Origin of the sequence: Acinetobacter sp. YH16052, from assembly GCF_013417155.1 — a bacterium.
Taxonomy (GTDB): domain Bacteria; phylum Pseudomonadota; class Gammaproteobacteria; order Pseudomonadales; family Moraxellaceae; genus Acinetobacter.
Genome location: NZ_VPEO01000040.1, coordinates 1 through 7,465, shown reverse-complemented (window position 1 = coordinate 7,465; position 7,465 = coordinate 1). Strand labels below are relative to the sequence as shown.

Annotated in this window: 7 protein-coding genes and 2 pseudogenes; 1 reads left to right on the top strand and 8 read right to left on the bottom strand. The window is 52.0% G+C overall.

The genetic code is table 11. The features are described from left to right. Window positions 1-214: 214 nt before the first annotated feature. The 7 genes from FTV42_RS14855 to FTV42_RS14815 all read right to left on the bottom strand — a co-directional run bounded on the left by FTV42_RS14855 (window position 215) and on the right by FTV42_RS14815 (window position 6,155). A complete protein-coding gene (locus tag FTV42_RS14855; protein ID WP_000743213.1) occupies window positions 215-439 on the bottom strand; it encodes a hypothetical protein in 225 nt (74 codons plus the stop codon). After that, window positions 436-1,173 (bottom strand): recombinase family protein, encoded by a 738-nt coding sequence (locus FTV42_RS14850; protein WP_001366550.1) that lies wholly within the window; start codon window positions 1,171-1,173, stop codon window positions 436-438. Before FTV42_RS14850 ends, FTV42_RS14855 begins: the two co-directional genes overlap by 4 nt. Window positions 1,174-1,321: 148 nt before the next feature. Continuing rightward, window positions 1,322-2,488, bottom strand: a complete 1,167-nt coding sequence (locus FTV42_RS14845; RefSeq protein WP_024160783.1) for a tetracycline-inactivating monooxygenase Tet(X3) — start codon at window positions 2,486-2,488, stop codon at window positions 1,322-1,324. 189 nt (window positions 2,489-2,677) lie between these two features. Further along, window positions 2,678-3,343: a tyrosine-type recombinase/integrase gene (locus FTV42_RS14840; protein WP_015060916.1), complete on the bottom strand. Its 666-nt coding sequence runs from the start codon at window positions 3,341-3,343 to the stop codon at window positions 2,678-2,680. A 492-nt stretch (window positions 3,344-3,835) separates the two neighbouring features. After that, window positions 3,836-4,672 carry an aminoglycoside O-phosphotransferase APH(6)-Id gene (locus tag FTV42_RS14825; RefSeq protein WP_000480968.1) on the bottom strand — a complete coding sequence of 279 codons (837 nt, stop codon included), beginning with the start codon at window positions 4,670-4,672 and terminating at the stop codon, window positions 3,836-3,838. After that, window positions 4,672-5,475 (bottom strand): aminoglycoside O-phosphotransferase APH(3'')-Ib, encoded by an 804-nt coding sequence (gene aph(3'')-Ib / locus FTV42_RS14820; protein ID WP_001082319.1) that lies wholly within the window; start codon window positions 5,473-5,475, stop codon window positions 4,672-4,674. Before aph(3'')-Ib ends, FTV42_RS14825 begins: the two co-directional genes overlap by 1 nt. A 65-nt stretch (window positions 5,476-5,540) precedes the next feature. Next, window positions 5,541-6,155 carry a recombinase family protein gene (locus FTV42_RS14815; protein WP_015060271.1) on the bottom strand — a complete coding sequence of 205 codons (615 nt, stop codon included), beginning with the start codon at window positions 6,153-6,155 and terminating at the stop codon, window positions 5,541-5,543. A gap of 125 nt (window positions 6,156-6,280) precedes the next feature. On the opposite strand from FTV42_RS14815, the pseudogene FTV42_RS14810 reads away from it, so the two are divergent. After that, window positions 6,281-7,336, top strand: a pseudogene (locus FTV42_RS14810) (DUF4158 domain-containing protein); the annotation flags it as partial. A gap of 54 nt (window positions 7,337-7,390) precedes the next feature. Here the strand turns inward: FTV42_RS14810 and FTV42_RS14805 are convergent. Further along, window positions 7,391-7,465, bottom strand: a pseudogene (locus tag FTV42_RS14805) (IS6 family transposase); the annotation flags it as partial.

Sequence of the window (7,465 nt, the reverse complement as noted above, 5' to 3'; positions counted from 1 at the left end):
GCATGTTCCGCGTCCTTGCAATACTGTGTTTACATACAGTCTATCGCTTAGCGGAAAGTTCTTTTACCCTCAGCCGAAATGCCTGCCGTTGCTAGACATTGCCAGCCAGTGCCCGTCACTCCCACTCGATTGTAAACAAGCACACAAAACCCTTTAGTGACAACAATTTGCAAGAACTATCAGGCTCAGTGCCATGAAAAATACCATGACCAGATCATGAGGTTGAACACGGCTTGCGCCGGCAGCGTTCACGCTCCTGGTCGGCGATCTCGCCCGGCTGCAATGCTAGCTCAGCATCGGTCATGCGCTCCAGCACGTCGCGTAGGCGGATGGTGCAAGGAATGGGCGGCAGCTCGAACTCATAGCCGCCGGCGATCATTTCGGCCGCAATCTCCTCGGTGATGAAAAACGGCTCGTCGTCTTGGTTCGGCTTCTTCATGCCCTTTCCTCCTGGCGCTCATCCTGGCCGACAGCGGCCAGGGCATCGGCTTCCGTCAATGCGTCCTCCACGAACGCGCCGTGCTGCTTCGCTTCGGCCTGGCTGACCTCGGCCCATATCCGTTTCACCTGGGCCGCACTGTACCCGGCCAGCTCGGCGGTCTTGTTGATGCTGTAGCCGGACTTGCGCAGCGCGACAACTTGGGCGCGGCGCTTCGGATCAGCACGGCGGCCCTTGTACCGCCCGGCCTGGCGGGCCAACTCAATGCCTTGGCGCTGGCGTTCGCGCCTGTCCTCGTAGTCGTCGCGGGCCATCTGCAAGGCCAGGCGAAAAAGCATGATCTGCACGGCTTCCAGCACGATCTTGGCGACGCCCTGGGCCTCGGCCGCCAGGTCGGATAGATCGACCACGCCAGGGACGGCCAGGCGTGCGCCTTTGGCCTGTATCGAGGCCACCAGGCGCTCGGCCTCGGGCAAAGGTAGGCGGCTGATGCGGTCGATCTTCTCGGCAATGACCACCTCGCCGGGCTGTAGGTCGCCGATCATGCGCAGCAGCTCAGGCCGGTCGGCGCGTGCGCCGGATGCCTTCTCACGGTAGATGCCGGCGACGTAGTAGCCGGCGGCCTTCGCGGCCGTAGTGATCGCCTCTTGGCGTTCCAAGTCCTGCGCGTCGGTGCTGACGCGCAGATAGACCCGCGCCACCATCGGCGCGGCTACTGGCTTCGTCCTGCGCATACTTGCGGGCTCCTTTGGGCATACTCAAATGCACCCATCTTAAACTGGCAGCTAATGTACAAAAGTTGATAGAAGCACACAAGTTCAATTTTGCACTTCTGCCCCACTATTGCAAAACTGCTTGTTAGTAGCCGTTTTTTCTTACTGTTTATAGATTCAATAATTTTTGAAACGAAAAATTGGGACTAAACATTTCGGTTTCGTTTTCTGTCGATTCGTCCTGCGTATCTTTTGCATAAACAAACATTTGTTGTTCGTAGTTTTCGATGGCATTTTCAATACTTGTAAATTCTCCGTTTGTAAGGTTTTCAGACAATATCAAAGCATCCAATAATCCCGTATTTACACCCTGTCCTGCAAAAGGCGACATCAAATGAGCAGCATCGCCAATCATTGTTATGGGTAATGGACGGTTACTTTTCCAATCATTGTTCAAAGGAAATTTCCTTGTGGGCAAGCATTGAAATGTTGATACCGAACGTATTAATTGTTTGTAAACTTCACTCCATTTGGAAAATCTTTTCAATAAAAAATCGGCAACGCTGTTTCTGTCCTGAAAATCTAAGGGAATTTTATTTTTCCATTCATCGGGCGTTTTAAAACTAATTCCTAAATACAATGCACCATTATTATTGGGATTGGCAAACAATAAAATGCCCTGATGTCCCGCCATTAATCGGTTGCCGTTGCATAGCTGAAAAAATCCGGGACAGTTTATTTCCGGTTGAAGAATATCAGCTTGGATGTTGAAAGTACCGGTTTCTTCAACTTGCGTGTCGGTAACAAAGCTCCTTATTTTCGACATTCCACCATTGGCAAGAATAACCAAATCTGCTGTTTCACTCGGTTTATTCTCAAAAGTTAGTGTCCACTTCTTCTTACCAGGTTCAAGCATAACAAGTTTTCTATCCCAAATAACCGTGTCGTTTTCTAAACTATTCAACAAGATAGCCCTTAAGTCATTTCTGTTTATTTCAGGATTGTCAAATCGATTTTCGGGCTTTACATTTTTTGTGGATAAAATATTGCCTTTTTCATCAGCAATATTTACACCCATTGGTAAGGCTAAGTCATAATAAGTTTGTAACAATCCCGCTTTTTTCATTGCTTCCTGACCTGAACCTTTGTGTAGGTCAAGGGTTCCACCAAAAATTCTTGCCTCTCGGTCGTTGTCTCTTTCGTAAACTGAAACGTCTATGCCGTTTTGCTGTAATAATTTTGCCATAGTCAGTCCAACGGGTCCACCACCAATTATTGCAACGTTCTTATCACTAAGTAAATTCATTTGTTTGTCTGTATCTATTCGCATTGTCATTCAAAAATGGCACATAACAAGTGGCTATACGCCAAATGGCGTATATATCCACTATATCTTATTTTGCTAAACCTTTCATTATCAGTGACAAATCCGTTTTCAACCGTTTACCGTTCGTTTCTACTCTCTCAAAAGGATTTATATTCATAGTGCTTTTTGTTAAGTTTTGCTCAAATATACAAATCCTTTCTATATATCTAACAAATCCATCGGACTTTTTAATTGTTCCATTCCCTTGGTGGTAATATGTGTATAAACCTCAGTTGTTTTACTGCTTGAATGACCTAACAACGATTGAATATAACGTAAACTCGTACCATTCTCAAGCAAATGCGTTGCAAAGCTATGTCGTAAGGTATGTACAGTAACTTCCTTTTGAATCTTTGCTTTTAAAACAGCTGCTTTAAAAATGTTTTGAATACTTCGGCTTGAGTATGCGCCACCTTTTTGACCTTCAAATAAATAATCTTTTGGTTTATATTCCATAAAGTATGTTCTTAAAATAATTAATGTTTTCTCAGATAAAATGGTATAACGATCTCTTTTTCCTTTTGACTGTTCTATACGAATTTGCATGCGCTTGGAGTCAATGTCTTTTATTTTCAGGTTTATACATTCAGAAATGCGCAAACCTGCCGAATAAATAGTCATCAGAATAGCCTTGTGTTTCACGTTTTCAATAGCGCGTAGTACCCGAATGGTTTCTTCTTCACTCATCACAACAGGAAGTGTTTTTTCTTTTTTTGGTCTTTCGATGAAATATGTTTTCCGTTGTCCACCCAAAACACGTTCGTAATAAAACTTAATCGCATTGATTGCCTGGTTTTGATAAGATATTGAAACTTTTCGCTCCATAACCAAATGTCGGAGAAATGATTGTATATGTCCTTCATTCAATCGATCGACGTATAGGAAGAATAAACGCCCTTTTCACCCAAGTCCAACAGCTTTGGACCGCAGTTGACTCTTTCGACACCCCTGCGATGCAACCCAATCCGGCTGACGGGGAGCCAGCAACGCTGAAAATTTACCCTCCTCTTTCCCACTAGCGGCTCCTTTTCCGACAACCAGCACGGCGGATCCCTGCCGCGGCGCTGTGAACGCAGCATTTTGATTGGTATCGTTGGCCTTCAGGCTCGTCAGTCAAACAGACCCAGGAGCAGCTCAGCCGGTGGCGCCCGGCTTTCGGGTAACGCCCTGGTCCCGCTGGTTTCGGCTTTGTGCTTCAGGTGATCAAGGATGGGGTCGTTTGCGGGAGAGGGCGAAATCCTACGCTAAGGCTTTGGCCAACGATATTCTCCGGTAAGATTGATGTGTTCCCAGGGGATAGGAGAAGTCGCTTGATATCTAGTATGACGTCTGTCGCACCTGCTTGATCGCGGCCGCGATAGCTAGATCGCGTTGCTCCTCTTCTCCATCCGCGTTCCAAGCTGCGGAAAGGCACCCATAAGCGTACGCCTGGTCGAGCAGGCGACGCGGATCGACGTCCAGCGCACGAGAGAATGCGTCCGCCATCTGTGCAATGCGTCTAGGATCGAGACAAAGGTCGTCTCTGTCAGCCGGATCGTAGAACATATTGGCGGCGCCAAAGCCCACTTCACCGACCAGACCGACGGGATCTATCACCAGCCAGCCGCGACTGGAGAACATGATGTTTTCATGATGCAGATCGCCATGTAGCCCACGCAGTTCCGAGGCATTGCTCATCATTTGATCGGCTATAATCGCCGCGTGGACGTAGTCAGTTTGACAACCTGCGTTTTGATCATCGCGCGCCCGCTGAAACAAAGCTGCAAAGCGATCCCGGATCGGGAGAAGGGCAGAAGGCAGGGGTTCCTCAGATGCGGCATACAGCTTCGCCATTAGTTCCGCTGCAATTTCGGTCGCCTGGTAGTCGCCGTGCTCGGCAACGATGTGAGAGAGCATTCGCTCCCCGGCATATTCGAGCAACATCAGATTGTTCTCACGACCGAGCAACCGGACTGCTCCCCTCCCATTGCGCCATACCAGATAGTCGGCCCCGCGCAGTTCATCAGCAATGTCTTCTATAGGTTTCAATCCCTTGACGATTGCAGGAGTCCCGTCTGGCAATGAAACTTTCCAAACGAGGCTGGAAAAGGTGTCCGCAATGAGAACAGGTTGCGAAACGTGCCAATGAGCAGGAAAAACAGGCGGCATGAACATCAACCCCAAGTCAGAGGGTCCAATCGCAGATAGAAGGCAAGGCGTTCGCGGTCGGGGGCTTCGATCCCCAATACATTGAATAGGACAGCGAAGGCGCGCTCTGCTTCATCTGGCGCTGCCCAGTTCTCTTCGGCGTTAGCAATCATGAGTGCCAAATCGGCATAGCGATCTGCTGTTCCGAGCCGCCCAAGGTCGATCAGACCCGTGCATTGAAGAGTTTTAGGGTCCACCATGAAGTTCGGCATGCAGGGATCACCATGGCAAACAACCATATCGGTGCGCTCTTGGTCGAGCCGCACCGGTAGCTCTCGTTCGACACGAGCCAAAAGATCGAGCTGCGGCGTACTCTTGTCCTCGTCCGGTAAGAAGTCGGGATTGACGGCATTGCGGGACACCACATCAACGGCGCGTCCGAACATTCGCGACAGCCTGCGCTCAAACGGACATTGATCAACCGATAGGCTGTGAACAGCGCCAAGTTGCTGCCCCATTGACGGCCACGCTTTGAGCAAATCCGCTCCAGACAGATCAGCCGCCGGTACTCCCGGAATTGCCGTTATCACCAAGCATGCACCCTCCTGTTCCTCCTGCCAGTTGATCACCTCGGGGCAAGCCACACCTCGACCTTTGAGCCAAATGAGGCGGTCACGCTCTCCAGCGAGCTCACCGCGGCGGGAAGCAGGTGCGATTTTCGCGAAGGCATGCCCGTCACCACGTCGAAAAACAAAATCACCAGATTCTCCGCCTCTGACAGGCAACCAGTCAGAATGCGATTCACCAAAAAAAATATTAGTTCGATTCAATGGAGGTTCCTTCAGTTTTCTGATGAAGCGCGGAGGTGGCTCAACCTGCGAAAAGAAACGAGTTGCTACGTAAGTCCGAGAACATGCTTTCCATGGTCTCTGAGCTCGCCTTTGGGACCGACATATCGGTAGAGAGTGACGCGCTCGATGCCGAGTTCCTTGCAGAGATCGGAAACTGAAGTATCGCGCTGGGCCATGGCGGCTTGCGCGAGACGCACCTGAGCTTTGGTGAGCGCGAATTTTCGTCCGCCCTTGCGACCGCGCGCTCTCGCGGAGGCGAGACCCGCCATGGTGCGCTCTCGGATCAGATCCCGCTCGAACTCGGCCAAGGTGGCGAAGATTCCGAACACCATGCGACCGGACGCAGTCGTGGTGTCGATCTGAGCGCCCTTTCCAGTCAGAACCCGCAGGCCGATCTTGCGGTCTGACAGCTCCTTCACCGTGTTGACCAGATGGGCAAGCGATCGTCCGAGGCGATCGAGCTTCCAGACCACCAGCACATCGCCGTCACGCAATGACTTGAGGCAGGCAGTCAAGCCAGGGCGATCATCACGACCGCCGGAAGCAAGATCATCATAGATATTGTACCGTTCGACACCTGCGGCGCGCAAGGCGTCGTGCTGCAGGTCGAGAGACTGCGAGCCATCGGCTTTGGAGACGCGGGCATATCCGATCAGCATGTATCACAAACGTTGGTTTGAGGCGGCGCTTCGGCCACGATTGCATTGACCTCTGGAAATGTATCTCAACCAGCTTCATAAACAAAGCGTCTTGAACGCTATCAGATTTTGAAAAAGGAACATGTATGCCGCGTCGCGTCACTCTAACCGATCGGCAGAAAGACGCGCTGTTGCGCTTGCCGACTTCACAGACGGATTTGCTCAAGCACTATACGCTGAGTGATGAAGACCTTGGGCATATCAGGCTGCGTCGGCGCGCTCACAACAGGTTCGGCTTCGCCCTGCAATTGTGTGTCCTGCGCTATCCCGGCCGGGTGCTGGCTCCAGGCGAACTGATCCCTGCAGAGGTCATCGAATTTATCGGAGCGCAGCTTGGCCTGGGTGCCGACGATCTCGTAGACTATGCTGCCCGCGAGGAAACACGGCACGAGCATCTTGCCGAGTTACGGGGGCTCTACGGCTTCCGCACCTTCTCCGGACGTGGTGCGAGCGAGCTGAAGGAATGGTTGTTCCGAGAAGCCGAGATGGCGGTGTCGAACGAGGATATCGCCCGTCGCTTCGTAGCCGAGTGCCGACGCACCCGCACTGTCCTTCCCGCGACATCCACGATCGAGCGGCTTTGTGCCGCGGCTCTCGTCGATGCCGAGCGACGCATCGAGACGAGGATCGCCAGTCGGCTGCCTATGTCGATCCGAGAACAGTTGCTGGCATTGCTCGAGGAGACGGCTGATGATCGGGTGACCCGTTTTGTGTGGCTGCGCCAGTTCGAGCCTGGCTCGAACTCTTCGTCGGCCAACCGGCTGCTCGACCGGCTCGAATATCTGCAACGCATCGATCTCCCCGAGGATCTGCTTGCCGGCGTTCCTGCCCATCGGGTGACTCGTCTGCGCAGGCAGGGTGAACGGTATTATGCCGACGGCATGCGCGATCTCCCGGAGGACAGGCGGCTTGCGATCTTGGCTGTTTGCGTCTCGGAATGGCAGGCGATGTTGGCCGACGCAGTGGTCGAAACCCACGACCGGATCGTCGGCCGTCTCTACCGTGCTTCGGAGCGTATTTGCCATGCAAAGGTCGCAGACGAAGCGGGGGTGGTGCGTGACACCCTGAAATCCTTCGCCGAGATCGGGGGCGCCCTGGTCGATGCACAGGATGATGGCCAGCCGCTGGGCGATGTCATCGCGAGGGCACTGTTGCAAAGTTAGCGATGAGGCAGCCTTTTGTCTTATTCAAAGGCCTTACATTTCAAAAACTCTGCTTACCAGGCGCATTTCGCCCAGGGGATCACCATAATAAAATGCTGAGGCCTGGCC